The organism is Frankia sp. Hr75.2, assembly GCF_949319125.1.
In the GTDB taxonomy this organism is placed as follows: Bacteria; Actinomycetota; Actinomycetes; order Frankiales; family Frankiaceae; genus Parafrankia; species Parafrankia soli.
In genome coordinates, this window is the sequence record NZ_CASGGV010000011.1 from 55927 (window position 1) to 68174 (window position 12248).

The window sequence follows — 12248 nt, forward strand, 5'->3', positions numbered from 1 at the left end:
CTGACACCGCGAGCCCGACCGAGACCCCGAGTCTGGCCGACACCCCGCGTCTGGCCCCCACCTTCGCCGAGATCGGCGTGCGGGCCGAGACAGTCGCCGCCCTGGCGGAGGTCGGCATCATCCGGCCGTTCGCCATCCAGGAGCTCACCCTCCCCCTCGCCCTCGAGCGCACCGACATCATCGGGCAGGCGCGGACGGGTACCGGCAAGACCCTCGCCTTCGGCATCCCCATCGTCCAGGTCGTCACGGCGCCGGACGAGGGCGCGGACGGCCGCCCGCAGGCGCTCGTCGTCGTCCCCACCCGTGAGCTGTGCGTGCAGGTCACCGCGGACATCGCCCGCGCCGGCCTCGGCCGCGGGCTGCGCGTGCTGTCGGTGTACGGCGGCCGCGCCTACGAACCCCAGCTCAGCGCGCTGCGCGCCGGCGTCGACATCGTCGTCGGCACGCCCGGGCGCCTGCTCGACCTCGCCCGTCAGAAGGCGCTCGACCTCGCGGGCGTGCGCGCCCTCGTGCTCGACGAGGCAGACGAGATGCTCGACCTCGGCTTCCTGCCCGACGTCGAGCGCATCCTCGCGTTCCTGCCGGAGCAGCGGCACACGATGCTGTTCTCCGCGACGATGCCCGGGCCCGTCATCTCGCTCGCCCGCAGGTTCATGACCCGTCCGGTGCACGTCCGCGCGGAGCAGCCCGACGAGGGCCGCACCGTCCCGAACACGCAGCAGCACGTCTTCCGTGCGCACGCGCTGGACAAGATGGAGGTGCTCGCGCGCGTCCTGCAGGCGGAGAGCCGCGGGCTGGCGATGGTGTTCGTCCGCACCCGGCGCACCGCCGACAAGGTCGCCGAGGACCTGGCCCGCCGTGGCTTCGCCGCGGCGCCGGTGCACGGCGACCTCGGCCAGGGCCAGCGTGAGCAGGCGCTGCGCGCGTTCCGCGCCGGCAAGGTGGACGTCCTCGTCGCCACCGATGTCGCCGCGCGCGGCATCGACGTCGGCGGCGTCACCCACGTCGTGAACTATCAGTGCCCCGAGGACGAGCACGCCTACCTGCACCGAATCGGCCGTACCGGCCGGGCCGGCGGCAGCGGTGTCGCGGTCACCTTCGTCGACTGGGACGACCTGCCCCGGTGGACGCTGGTCAACCGGGCGCTGGCGCTCCCGTTCGAGGAGCCGCTGGAGACCTACTCCACCTCGGAGCACCTGTTCGAACTGCTGGCCATCCCGGCCGGGGTGAAGGGCACGCTGCCGCACTCGGCGCGGACCCGGGCCGGCCTGGCCGCCGAGGAGATCGAGGACCTCGGTGAGAAGGGCCGCGGCACCCGCCGCCGCACCCGCGAGCGGGAGGACGAGCGTCCCGCCCGCCCGGCCCGCGCCCGGGTCCGGCAGCGCACCCGGGGTGCCGGGGCGGCCGCGGCTGCCACCGGCCTCACCGTCGCCGACGACTCGCAGGCCGACGGCCCGGCGCTCGACGGCCAGGCCGGCCTCGACGAGGGCCTCACCGGCACCGTGGACGTACCCGTCGCGCCGGTCCGCGCCATCAGTGGCGACACGGCCCGCGGCGACGCCGTCCTGAGCGAGTCCGACGAGGACACCGCCACCGACCCGACAGCCGAGCCCGCCCGACGCCGGCGGCGTAGGCGCGGCGGCCGGGGGCGCGGCACGGGCACCGTGCGCGACACCGACGTGGAGTCGATGGACGACGACGCGGCCGGTCCCGGCGCCGACCACACTCCCCGGGCCGAGTCGGCCTGACCCGCCAGCCCGCCAGGGCCCGCGCGGCATGCTTCGGCGTGCCGCGCGCTGGTCACGGGTGGGACCGCAGCGTGAGCCGCACCCAGCTCGGCCGCCCGCAGGCGGGGCAGCGCAGCAGCGACGGGTGCCCTAGCGGCAGCGGGAGATGCACACTCGGCATCAGCACCCACAGCGCCCGCCGCAGGCCGATCGTGCTCGTCCGGCCGCAGCGGGAGCAGGTGACCGCGAGGCTCGTGCCGCGCGGGCCGGGCGGGCGCACCCCGCTGTAAAGGGCCCGCTTGCCGTGCGCGTCCCGGCCGATCGCCGTCGTCGGCCGGCCGGAGGAGCCGGGGCCGCCGACCGGCGCCGGCCCGGACTGCCGGCCACCCGCCGGCTCCGGCCCGGCCAGTCCGGAGGCGCTGCGCAGGCCGCTTTTCGCCGTCCCACGCTGGCGGAGCCGGTCGAAGCCCGCAGACGCGCCCGCGCTCACACCGCCGCGCCCGAGACGGCGGCGTCCGGCCCGACGGCAGCAGAAGCGGCGGGAGCGGCGGGAGGTACCGGCACGCCCGCGATCGCCCGGGCGTGCGTGCGGTACGCCTCCGCTCCCTTGGAACGGCCGGCGGTGGTGAGAATCGACCGCCCCAGGCCCGGCGCCTCGGCGAACCGCACCGACCGCACCACCGGCGGCTCGAGGATCTTCACCTCGTAGCGGGAGGCGACGTCCACGACCACGGCCCGACTGTGCGCCGTGCGCCCGTCGAACAGCGTGGGCAGGACCCCGCGAACCCGCAGCCGCGGGTTCGTCAGCCGCTGAACGTCCGCGACGGTGTCGAGGAGCTGGCCGACCCCGCGGTGCGAGAGCGTCTCGCACTGCATCGGGATGACGACCTCGTCCGCCGCGGTCAGGCCGTTGATGGTCAGCACGCCGAGCGAGGGCGGGCAGTCGACGAGCACGAAGTCGTACCCGGCGGCGATCTCGACGAGGGCCAGCCGCAGCGCGTGCTCGCGCCCGGTGCGCGAGAGCAGGATGGCCTCGCAGCCGGCGAGTTCGATGGTGGCGGGCAGCAGGTCGCTGCCGTCAGGGGTGGACCGGATCACGATGCCCGCGGGCAGCCGTCCGAGCAGCACGTCGTGGACGGACAGCTCGAGGGAGTCCGGGTCGAGCCCGAGGGAGAACGTCAGGCAGGCCTGCGGGTCCAGGTCGACGAGCAGGACGCGGCGGCCGAGCTCGCACAGCGCGGCGCCGAGGCTGGCCACCGAGGTCGTCTTGGCGACGCCACCCTTCTGGTTGGCGACAGCGAGAACCCGGGCCACACCGAGCAGTGTGCCTACTTTGCCCGGCTGATCACAACACCCTGCGTGACCGAGTCGCGCGCCGGCGGTGACCTCCGGGGCGAACCCCCGCAAGCGGGCGGCATTTTCGCCCACCGAAGCCGACATGTCCGCCAGCCGGCGGTGCCCGGGCCGTGTTCTGGGCGTGTCGCGCGGGCAGGGCGTACCCGGGGCGAGGCGGACCCGCGTTGTACCGCGCGCGGCCGCCCGACCAGCCGGACCATGGACCGGATACGCCGGGCACCAGTGCGGCCGCGCCGACCAGAAGGAGTCACCTGAATGCTCGAGGCCGCCGGTTACCTGCTCGTGGCCGTCCTGCTGATCGCCGGTAACGCGCTCTTCGTCGCCGCCGAATTCGCGCTCGTCGCCGTCGAGCCGCACCAGGTCGAGGAGGCGGCGAACACGGGCGACCGCCGCGCCGGAATCGTCCTGCGGGCGGTGCGCTCGCTGTCGTTCCAGCTCTCGGGCGCGCAGCTCGGCATCACGGTGACCTCGCTGGTCGTGGGCTACATCGCCGAGCCCGCCGTCGCCACGCTGCTCGAACCGCTACTGGACGTCGCCCACATCCCTCCGTCGCCGCGCGAGGTCACCGCGATCGTGCTGGGGCTGGTAGTGGCCACCGTGACGCAGATGGTCTTCGGTGAGCTCGTCCCGAAGAACTGGGCGATCTCCGAGCCGGTGCGGGTCGCCCGGGCGGTCGCGCCGGCACAGGTCATGTTCTCGCGGGTGTTCCGGCCGCTGATCACCGTCCTGAACGGTTCGGCGAACGCCCTGCTGCGGGCGATGGGTGTGGAGCCCCAGGACGAGCTGCGCAGCGGCCGGTCGTCGGACGAACTGAGCTCGATCGTGGCGTCCTCGGCCGAGCACGGCACCCTGCCCGTCACCACCGCGGCCCTGCTGAGCAGGTCGCTGCGCTTCGGCGACCGGCGGGCGTCCGACGTGATGACCCCGCGGGTGCGGACGGTCTTCGCCGGGGCGGGCACCTCGCTGGCGGAACTGCTGCGCCTCGCCGAGCACACCGGGCACTCGCGCTTCCCCGTCCTGCGCGAGGACGACGAGATCGGCGAGGACGGGTACGGCGTGGTCGGCGTCGTCCACGTCAAGGACGCGTTCGGAGTCCCGGCGCCGGAGCGGGCGCGGCGGACGGTGCCGGAGATCATGGTCGAGCCGCTGCTGGTGCCCGCGTCGCTGCACTGCGAGGTCCTGCTGCGCCGGCTGCGGCGCGGCGGCCTCCAGCTCGCCGTCGTCATCGACGAGTACGGCGGCACGGACGGCATCGTGACGATGGAGGACCTCGTCGAGGAGCTCGTCGGCGATGTCGACGACGAGCACGACCGCCCGGCACCACCCGACGTGGTGGCCCTCGGCGCCGGCCAGTGGATGTTGTCCGGGCTGCTCCGCCTCGACGAGGTAAGCGAGGCGACCGGAGCCCGCCTGCCCGCCGGCCCCTACGAGACCATCGGCGGGCTCGTCCTGGCCCGCCTCGGCCGGTTGGGAAGGCCGTGTGACGTCGTCCAGGTCGAGGGCCATGAGCTCGTTGTGGCCTCGGTCGACGGCCACCGGATCGACCGGGTGCGCCTCAGCCCCACGGAAGCCACGGACGGGACACCCGCCCGGGCGGACGCACCCGGGCATGCTGGTACGTCCGGGCATGCTGGGACGTCCGAGCACGCGGGCAGGTCCGGGCACGCTGGCACGTCCGAGCGGGCGGGCGACCGATGAACCTGCTGGCTGTTCTCGCCGGCGTGCTGCTGCTCGCCGGGAACGCTTTCTTCGTCGGCGCCGAGTTCGCGCTGATCTCGGCCCGCCGCGACCGGGTCGAGCCGATGGTGGAGGACGGCGACAAGCGGGCGGCGGCCGTCCTGTCGCACATGGAGCACCTCTCCCCCATGCTCGCCGCCACCCAGCTCGGCATCACCGTGTGCTCGCTGGCCCTGGGCGCGGTCGCCGAGCCGGCGGTCGCCCACCTCCTCGAGGCCGGGCTCGAGGCGGCGAACGTCCCCGTCGGCGCCCAGCACGCCATCGCCTTCGTGATCGCGCTGTGCATCGTGGTGTCGCTGCACATGGTGCTGGGCGAGATGGTCCCGAAGAACCTCTCGATCGCCGGCCCGGAGCGCGCGGCGCTCTGGCTGGGCCCGCCGCTGTTCGCGTTCGCCCGGTTCACCCGGCCGTTCATCGCCTTCCTGAACCACTTCGCGAACGCGGTGCTGCGGCTGCTGCGGGTCACCCCGTCGGACGAGCTGGCCTCCGCCTACACCCCGGAGGAACTGGGGGCGCTGATCGGGCAGTCCCGACAGGAGGGCCTGCTGCCCGCCGGTGAGCACGAGCTGCTCACGCACGCGCTCGAACTGTCCGGACGGACCGTCCGCTCAGTGATGATCCCGCTGCCGGAGATCGTCACCGTGCCGTGGACGGTCACCGCCGCCCAGCTGGAGGAGGCCGTGGCCGAAACGGGCTACTCCCGGTTCCCCGTCCGCGCCCCGGGCCAGGACGCCGGTGGCGAGCCAGGCCGTGGCGTGGGGCCCGTGGCGGAGCTGGCCGGCTTCCTGCACGCCAAGGACGTCCTCGGTGTTCCCGAGCAGGAGCGCGACGAGCCGCTGCCGCACCGCCGGCTGCGCCGGATGGCCGAGATCGGGGTCGACCTGCACCTGGACGAGGCGCTCCGCCTCATGCAGCGCACCAACAGCCACCTGGGCCGGGCGGTGGACGCAACCGGCACCACCCTGGGCGTCGTCGCCATGGAGGACGTCGTCGAGGAGTTCGTCGGCGAGGTGGAGGACGCGAGCCATCGCGAGACGGCCGACCCCCGACCATGAACGGCCGGTCCCGCGGGAACACGGAGCGCCGGGGGCGCGGCCGCGCCCCCACGGGACCGAGCGGCGGGACGAGCGGTCAGCCGGCAGCCGGCGCGGCGGTCTGGATGACCTCGAACGACCAGAGCGTGGCGCCGGACGCGGCCGGCCCACCCGGAGCACCGTGCCCACCCGGGGCGCCGTGGCCGGTGGGAGCACCATGGCCGGCGGGAGCGGCACCCGAACCGCCGGGCTGGCCGCCGGGGTGGCCCTGGCCGGACGACGCCTCCACCCCGGCCGCCCGGTGGCCCTCACTGAACGCCATCGAGGACTGCCACTTCTGGAAGTCCTCCTCGCTGCGCCACCGGGTGTAGACGAGGTAGGTGTCGGTTCCCTCGAGCGGGCGCAGGAGCTCGAACCACTCGAACCCGTCCGCCTTCTCGACCATCCCGGCCCGCCCGGCGAACCGCGACTCCAGGGTCTCCCGCATCGCCGGGGGGACCGTGAGGACATTGATCTTCACGACGCTCATGACCGTCACGGTAGTGCGCCGTGCCGCGCCGTGACACGGTCGATCCCCACGTGTGGCGCATGGCCGCGGCCGGGGCCGGGGCCTCGGCACCATCCCCCACCCGGACGGGTACTACAGTCGGCGAGCGTGTCCCGACTTCCCCGGCTGGCTGTGGTCATCGACGCCGGTTCCGGTCCCGGCGCACCGCCCCCCGGTGCCGGCACAGCCGCACTCATCGCCCTGGTGGACGGCGGACTGGACGGCATCGGCGTGATCGCGGGTGACCCGTCCTCCCCGCCGGCCCGGGAGGCCGCCCGCACGCTCGGCGAGTTCGGCATGGCCGACCGCCTCACCATCGTCCCCGGCCCACTGGTGCTACGCACCGGCCCGGACGGCGGTCGCCCGTTCGCACTGGACATTCCCGACCCAGCCGGTGTTGGCCTGGCTGGTGTCGGCCTGGGGCTCGCCCGCCAGGACGCGGTCGTGTTCGTCGGCGCTCCGCCGCCGGCCGTCCCGCCGGCAGGCGATGAAGGCGAGCCGGGCCAGGTGAGCGCCCCGCGGTCCTGGAGTGAGGAGTACTTCTTCGCCGGGGTGTTCCACCAGGAGGTGGAGGGGCTGTACCGGGTCTCGGCCGAATCTGAGCTGGCCGCCGCGCAGGGCCGCTGGATCGGTGAGTACCTGCGCGGGCGCTACCTGCTGCCCTCCCGCCCGGCGATGGTGAGCGCGTCGGGACGGTCCGCCGGCGGACCGCCGGCGGACCACGCCGGACAGTTGCGCCGCCGTCTGTACCTGCGCGCGCTCACCCGGGAGGTGCGCCGGGGACATGCCCGCGCCGCGTCCGCCGGCTACCCGCTGCCGGTGCCAGCCCACCGGGACTAACGCGGACCAGTGCCGCACCTGCGAGGGGTCGGAGTGGCACGGGCTTGATCCGTGTTACGGGTGGGCCGCCCGGGTGCGCTCGAGCAGTCGCAGGCGGTCCGTCGCCGCCCGCAGCGTCTCCAGCCGCTTCGGGAAACCGAACCGGACGATGTGCCGACCGTCGGCCGGATCGGCGTAGAAGGACGATCCCGGGACGGCTGCGACCCCGAGCTCGCTCACCAGCCGCCACGCGAAGGCGACGTCGTCGCCGGCCGGATCCAGGTCGGTGGTGTCGCACATCACGTAGTAGGCGCCGTCCGGTGGACGGAGGGCGAACCCGGTGTTCTCCAGCGCGCCGCACAGGAGGTCACGGCGCACCCGGTACTCCTGCGCGAGCCCGGCGTAGTACTCGGGCGGCAGTCCCATCGCGGCGACGCCGGCGGCCTGCAGCGGCGCGGCGGCGCCGACGGTGAGGAAGTCGTGCACCTTGCGGATCGCCTCGGTGTAGGAAGCGGGGGCGACGGTCCACCCGACCCTCCAGCCGGTGACCGCGTACGTCTTCGACAGCGCGTTCACGGTGACCGTGCGGTCCTCCAGGCCCGGGACGGTCGCCGGCGGGATGTGCCCGCCCGGCCCCAGGTAGTGGATGTGTTCGTAGATCTCGTCGGTGAACACCAGGATGTCGTGCCGCTGGCAGAGCTCCGCGATGAGGGCGAGCTCGTCGGCGCTGAACACCTTGCCGGTCGGGTTGTGCGGGGTGTTGACGACGATCGCGCGGGTCCGGTCCGAGCAGGCCGCGCGCAGCTCCGCCGGGTCGATGGACCAGTCCGGGCCGTGCAGGCGCACCAGGCGGGGGACCGCGCCGGACAGGATCGAGTCGGGGCCGTAGTTCTCGTAGAACGGCTCGAAGAACACGACCTCCTCGCCGGGGTCGACCAGCGCCAGCATCGCGGCGATCATCGCCTCGGTGGAGCCGCAGGTCACGCAGATCTCGGTGTCCGGGTCGACGGTCCAGCCGGGATAGGTGCGGCCGATCTTCGCGGCGATCGCGGCCCGGAAGTCGGCCGCTCCCCAGGTGATCGCGTACTGGTTGACGTCGGCGTCGATGGCCGCCTTCGCGGCTTCCTTCAGCTCGGTCGGGCAGGCGAAGTCCGGGAAGCCCTGCGCCAGGTTCACCGCCCCGTGCCGCAGCGCGAGCCTGGTCATGTCCCGGATCACGGACTCGGTGAAGGTCTGCGCCCTCCCCGAGATCCGCATCGCCGGGCCGGACGCCCCGGCGGTCACGTCCCGCTCGCGGCCCACCCGCGGCGGCTGGTCTGTCGTCTCCTCGGCCACGGACACATGATGGCGCGCGGCCTCAGCGCGCGGCGCCCTCGGCCACGCCGCGCAGCGCTGAGGCCGCGGCCGCCTGCGCCGGCCAGCTGGCCTGGCCGACGGGCGGCGGCACGGACGGCGGCACAAGCGACGTCGCCCCGGTCCCCACCCCCCTGCCCGCCCCCGCGGCGGCCGCGGCCATGGCCGCGGCCGCCGCGGGGAAGAAGGCCGCGCCGAGCGGGAACGCCGGGTCGGACAGGATTGCCGGGTCGAGCGCGATAGCTGTGCCGGGCATGACAGCCGAGCCGAGCGACGCGGCCGGACCGGGCGGGGAACCGTCGGGGCCGGAGTGCGGGCCGGCCCCGGCCGCCCCCGGGCGCGCCGGGTCGGGCGCGGGGGCGCCGGGCGGCGGGCACACGCGGAACTCGGAGTGCCGCCGCCACACGGTGAGTTGACACAGACCCGGCTCCACCGTCCAGGTGCGCCGGTCGAGATGGTCCTCGATGCGGACGGGCAGCCTGGTCACCGGCTCGGCGGCGCGCCAGTGACTCCAGGCGTGCGCGGCCTCCCAGCTCGCGAAGACGCCGACAAACCGGCCGTCGCCGTCGAAGACCTGGAAGCGACTGGCCTCCGCGGCGGTGCCACCGACGCCGGCGTGAGCGCCTCCCGCGGTCCCACCAGCGTGGATCTCCTCCCGGGCAGGGCCGCCGTGGCCGCCCGCGAACGCGGCTCCGGCCGGAGCCGGACCGTTCGGGCTCGCGGCGCGCGAGCTCGGATCACCCACCATCACGATCACCCCGTCCGATGGTTCGCCACCCGCCACGATCATCGGCGAGCCCGACACCCAAAGCAAGATATCGGACACTTAGTGTCAGACAGGGACGCGAGCGCCGCACATGCATTCACGATGATTGTGCATCCATTGTTCCCGCCCTCCGTCCACTTATGCTGAGATCATGACGCTCAGGCTACATTGCCACGCGAAAAGTTATATTTAGCGAACTATTTTAGTGAATACAAGCGCCACGTAGTGGTCCGGCCGCGAAAGCAGGCGTCCTGCCCGCGCGCACGCCGCCGGCCGAACGGTTCGGTGAACAGGCGGCCACAACGCGGACAGTGACCGCGAACGGTAACCGCGCGCGGCGACGACGCGCACCGCACCCACGCAAACAGTGACAGAGAGGCACCATGTCCGAGCACACCAGCGGGGGAAGCCCCACAGTGCGCCGTCGGCGGCTCGGCGCCGAGCTCCGCCGACTTCGGGAACAGGCCGGCCTGTCGGCGGACGACGCCGCGCGCCATCTCGAATGCTCGCCCTCGAAGATCAGCCGGGTCGAGACCGGGCGGACACCCGCTCGCCTTCGCGATGTGCGCGACCTGCTTGACCTGTACAAGCTGCAGGACACGCCCCGGCGGCAGGCGCTGCTCGACCTGGTGCGCCAGTCGAAGGAACAGGGGTGGTGGCAGTCCTTCGGCGACGCGGTGCCGGAGTGGCTGGAGACCCTGATCGGCCTCGAGGGGGACGCGCAGGCCATCCTCACCTACGAGTCGGCACTCGTCCCCGGCCTGCTGCAGACCGAGGAGTACACCCGGGCACTGGCCATGGACTTCGACCGTGACGGCTCGCCGTCCGAGGCCGAGCGGACGGTCGCACTCAAGCGGGAGCGCCAGAAGCGGCTGAGCCAGAGCGGCTGGCCGCAGGTCCGGGTGATCCTCGACGAGGCGGTGCTGCGCCGGCCGGTCGGCGGGCCTGACGTGCTGCGCGGCCAGTTGGAGCACCTGCTGGCCGAGGCGGACCGCGGCCGGGTCACCATCCAGGTGATCCCTTTCGAAGCCGGCGGCTACCAGGCTCAGGGCTTTCCGTTCACCCTCTTCGAGTTCCCGGACGCCCGAGACCAACCCGTGGTCTATCTCGAAGAACTTGCCGGCGCGATGTACTTGGAAAAGGCGCACGAGGTTCAGCGCTATAAGGTCGCCTTCGAGAAACTGCGGGCCTGCGCTCTCGGTCCTGACGAGGCAGGCGCCATGATCATGCGCATAGTCGAGAAGGTGAAACAGGAGTGAAGGCTTACACGGGCGGCATCGCTGCAGGCGACGTCGAGACCCTCCATTGGCGGACCAGCAGCTACAGCCAGCCGCGTGGCAACTGTGTCGAATGGGCGCCCGGAACCGGCTCGGCATACGTACGCGACTCCAAGGACCGCGCCGGCGGAACACTGGAGTTCTCCGAGCAGTCCTGGTCGTCGTTCGTCAGCGCTGTCCGCACCGGAACGCTGAACTGACCGCACGGACATCCCACGGGGTCGCCGCGCGGTGATCCCGGATTCGGCCGGAGGGACCGGCACCAATCTGTCCGGTTGGCGCCGGTCCCTCCTGCTGTTCAAAGGACAGGCCCTGAGTCAGGCAGGCCCTGAGTTCAGACAGGCCCAGTGTCAGGACGTCAGATCGAACTCGCCGTCGGTGAGCCCCGCGGTGAAGGCGCCCCACTCGTCGTCGGTGAACAGCAGGACGGGCCCGACCGGCTGGTCGGAGTCCCGCATGGCCATGCCGCCGGGGATCCTCGCCACCTCCACCCGGTTGGCCTCGCCGCCGTCGGCCTGGGCGGAGCGCCACGAGGCGGTGGCGAGATCGTGCTCGGAGAGGGCTAGTTTGCGCGGCACCATTACGGCTCCCGAACTGGTCAGAGCGGATGGGACGCACGGCCGTCAGGGCAGGCGACAGCCCTGCCCCAGCCGCGCCACCCCCATCGGAAGCTTAGAAGCCACAGCCCCGGGCCAGCACGCAGAGACTACGGCGAGTCACCAAGATTGCAGCAAACTGCCAGCCTCCGGCCTGCCCTACTCGGCCAACGCCGCCCAGGGCTCCCGGTCAGGTGAGACCGCCCGCCCCTGCGGGCAGTGCCGCCGGAAGTCACACCAGGAGCACAGCGGCCCGGGGCTGGGTGGGAAGGCGGTGTCCCCGTCCGCGCCGGCGCGCAGCCGTTCGGTCGCCTCGGCCGCGTCCCGCGCGACGGACTCGGCGCGCCGCACGTGCCGGGCCGTCGACTCCTCGGTGTGCTCGGCGACGGCGACCGTTCCGGTCGGGAGATGGTGCAGCTCGACCCGCCGGCACGGCCGGCGCAGCATCCGCCCCGCGGCCAGGGCGTAGAGGGCCAGGGCCGAGGACCCGCGCGCGTCATCGTCCGTCGGCGCCCGCCGCCCGGTCTTGTAGTCGACCACAACGAGCTCACCGCCGCGCTCGTCCAGGCGGTCGACCCGGCCATGGAAGGCCAGCATGTCTGTCCGGGTGGCTACCTGGCGTTCCACCGCCCGGGGCTCCGCAGCCGGGTCGATACCGGCGGTGTAGGCCTCGACCATCCCCGCGGCCCGCTCCCGCCAGGCCGCGGACTGCGCACCGTCGCGAAAGCCGTCCTCGACCCAGCTGGTGCGCAGCAGCGTCCCGGCCCGTTCGGGGGTGCGCGCCGGCAGGGGGACGTCCCACCAGCGGTGCAGCGCGTTGTGCACGCTGACGCCGACCGAGGTGTGCGCCCACGGCGGCCCCTTCGGCGGCGCCGGCCGGTCAAGGTAGGTCATCCGGTACCGGCGCGGGCAGTCCTCGAAACTCGCCAGACGTGACGGGGTGCAGGAGAACAAGCGGCGGGGCATCTCGGCCAGCTCCATCTGGTCCATTCGGCGATCATCTCACCGCGCCGGCTCACGCCTGGCCTCACATCCG

Annotated in this window: 13 protein-coding genes; 6 read left to right on the forward strand and 7 right to left on the reverse strand. The window is 73.4% G+C overall.

Annotated elements, in window-relative coordinates:
- Positions 1 to 77: 77 nt before the first annotated feature.
- Positions 78 to 1748, forward strand: a complete 1671-nt coding sequence (locus AC559T_RS01095; RefSeq protein ID WP_498867425.1) for a DEAD/DEAH box helicase — start codon at positions 78 to 80, stop codon at positions 1746 to 1748.
- A 52-nt stretch (positions 1749 to 1800) separates the two neighbouring features.
- Here AC559T_RS01095 and AC559T_RS01100 read toward each other — a convergent pair whose 3' ends face one another.
- Together AC559T_RS01100 and AC559T_RS01105 are read right to left on the reverse strand one after the other, a co-directional pair.
- Complete coding sequence (locus AC559T_RS01100) at positions 1801 to 2217, reverse strand: hypothetical protein (protein ID WP_498867426.1); 417 nt, start codon at positions 2215 to 2217, stop codon at positions 1801 to 1803.
- Positions 2214 to 3041: a ParA family protein gene (locus tag AC559T_RS01105; protein ID WP_498867427.1), complete on the reverse strand. Its 828-nt coding sequence runs from the start codon at positions 3039 to 3041 to the stop codon at positions 2214 to 2216. The genes AC559T_RS01100 and AC559T_RS01105 overlap by 4 nt, the downstream gene beginning before the upstream one ends.
- 297 nt (positions 3042 to 3338) lie before the next feature.
- Between AC559T_RS01105 and AC559T_RS01110 the strand changes: the two genes are divergently transcribed.
- Together AC559T_RS01110 and AC559T_RS01115 are read left to right on the forward strand one after the other, a co-directional pair.
- Entirely contained in the window at positions 3339 to 4781 is a 1443-nt protein-coding gene (locus AC559T_RS01110; RefSeq protein WP_498867428.1) for a hemolysin family protein, read from the forward strand.
- Positions 4778 to 5875, forward strand: a complete 1098-nt coding sequence (locus AC559T_RS01115; RefSeq protein ID WP_112108610.1) for a hemolysin family protein — start codon at positions 4778 to 4780, stop codon at positions 5873 to 5875. Before AC559T_RS01110 ends, AC559T_RS01115 begins: the two co-directional genes overlap by 4 nt.
- A gap of 76 nt (positions 5876 to 5951) precedes the next feature.
- Here AC559T_RS01115 and AC559T_RS01120 read toward each other — a convergent pair whose 3' ends face one another.
- Positions 5952 to 6383: an antibiotic biosynthesis monooxygenase family protein gene (locus AC559T_RS01120; protein WP_498867429.1), complete on the reverse strand. Its 432-nt coding sequence runs from the start codon at positions 6381 to 6383 to the stop codon at positions 5952 to 5954.
- A gap of 126 nt (positions 6384 to 6509) precedes the next feature.
- Between AC559T_RS01120 and AC559T_RS01125 the strand changes: the two genes are divergently transcribed.
- Positions 6510 to 7241: a hypothetical protein gene (locus AC559T_RS01125; protein ID WP_498867430.1), complete on the forward strand. Its 732-nt coding sequence runs from the start codon at positions 6510 to 6512 to the stop codon at positions 7239 to 7241.
- 54 nt (positions 7242 to 7295) lie between these two features.
- Here the strand turns inward: AC559T_RS01125 and AC559T_RS01130 are convergent, their stop codons facing one another.
- The gene (locus AC559T_RS01130; RefSeq protein WP_498867431.1) at positions 7296 to 8561 is read right to left on the reverse strand and encodes a pyridoxal phosphate-dependent aminotransferase; all 1266 of its coding nucleotides are present in this window, start codon (positions 8559 to 8561) and stop codon (positions 7296 to 7298) included.
- A 16-nt stretch (positions 8562 to 8577) separates the two neighbouring features.
- Positions 8578 to 9378, reverse strand: a complete 801-nt coding sequence (locus AC559T_RS01135; RefSeq protein ID WP_498867432.1) for a hypothetical protein — start codon at positions 9376 to 9378, stop codon at positions 8578 to 8580.
- 344 nt (positions 9379 to 9722) lie between these two features.
- Here AC559T_RS01135 and AC559T_RS01140 point away from each other — a divergent pair, with 344 nt between their 5' ends.
- On the forward strand, positions 9723 to 10598 hold the full coding sequence (locus AC559T_RS01140; protein WP_071059338.1) for a helix-turn-helix domain-containing protein: 876 nt from the start codon (positions 9723 to 9725) through the stop codon (positions 10596 to 10598).
- Positions 10595 to 10816: a DUF397 domain-containing protein gene (locus tag AC559T_RS01145; protein WP_020458551.1), complete on the forward strand. Its 222-nt coding sequence runs from the start codon at positions 10595 to 10597 to the stop codon at positions 10814 to 10816. Before AC559T_RS01140 ends, AC559T_RS01145 begins: the two co-directional genes overlap by 4 nt.
- A 150-nt stretch (positions 10817 to 10966) precedes the next feature.
- Here AC559T_RS01145 and AC559T_RS01150 read toward each other — a convergent pair whose 3' ends face one another.
- Both AC559T_RS01150 and AC559T_RS01155 read right to left on the reverse strand, forming a co-directional pair.
- Positions 10967 to 11197 (reverse strand): DUF397 domain-containing protein, encoded by a 231-nt coding sequence (locus AC559T_RS01150; RefSeq protein ID WP_071059337.1) that lies wholly within the window; start codon positions 11195 to 11197, stop codon positions 10967 to 10969.
- A gap of 174 nt (positions 11198 to 11371) precedes the next feature.
- Positions 11372 to 12202, reverse strand: coding sequence for a RecB family exonuclease (locus AC559T_RS01155; RefSeq protein WP_020458549.1), 831 nt, complete (start codon positions 12200 to 12202; stop codon positions 11372 to 11374).
- Positions 12203 to 12248: the final 46 nt, after the last annotated feature.

What these genes read in the sequence shown, in the direction of transcription:
- AC559T_RS01120 (WP_498867429.1), bottom strand. Translation starts at nt 6,383, where the DNA reads ATGAGCGTCGTGAAGATCAATGTCCTCACGGTCCCCCCGGCGATGCGG.
- AC559T_RS01110 (WP_498867428.1), top strand. Translation starts at nt 3,339, where the DNA reads ATGCTCGAGGCCGCCGGTTACCTGCTCGTGGCCGTCCTGCTGATCGCC.
- AC559T_RS01155 (WP_020458549.1), bottom strand. Translation starts at nt 12,202, where the DNA reads ATGGACCAGATGGAGCTGGCCGAGATGCCCCGCCGCTTGTTCTCCTGC.
- AC559T_RS01115 (WP_112108610.1), top strand. Translation starts at nt 4,778, where the DNA reads ATGAACCTGCTGGCTGTTCTCGCCGGCGTGCTGCTGCTCGCCGGGAAC.
- AC559T_RS01140 (WP_071059338.1), top strand. Translation starts at nt 9,723, where the DNA reads ATGTCCGAGCACACCAGCGGGGGAAGCCCCACAGTGCGCCGTCGGCGG.
- AC559T_RS01150 (WP_071059337.1), bottom strand. Translation starts at nt 11,197, where the DNA reads ATGGTGCCGCGCAAACTAGCCCTCTCCGAGCACGATCTCGCCACCGCC.